This is a genomic window from Gelidibacter salicanalis (assembly GCF_016469035.1).
Taxonomy (GTDB): Bacteria; Bacteroidota; Bacteroidia; order Flavobacteriales; family Flavobacteriaceae; genus Gelidibacter; species Gelidibacter salicanalis_A.
In genome coordinates this window covers 1-237 of record NZ_JAEHJZ010000623.1, presented here as the reverse complement: position 1 = coordinate 237, position 237 = coordinate 1, and the positions used below count along the sequence as shown (strand labels likewise).

Annotated in this window: 1 protein-coding gene; it reads left to right on the top strand. The window is 56.5% G+C overall.

Annotated elements, in window-relative coordinates:
• On the top strand, window positions 1-237 hold a 237-nt coding region (locus JEM65_RS22160), incomplete at both ends, for a hypothetical protein (protein WP_199603937.1).

Genomic DNA, 237 nt, shown 5'->3' with positions numbered 1-237 from the left:
ACTTGCGACATGGCTGTCCAACTGAACGAGTCCAAAGCCGAGATCCTGCGATTCGTAGAAAGCCGCATGACATTCATCGCCCCCAACCTCTCGGCCATTGTTGGGGCTTCGACAGCGGCCAAGCTTATGGGTGCTGCCGGTGGCCTCACTCCCTTGTCCAAGATGCCGTCAGGGTACGTGGCTCTCTTGGGACAGCAGAAGAAAAGCACTACGGGCTTCTCCCAAAGGACCACATTA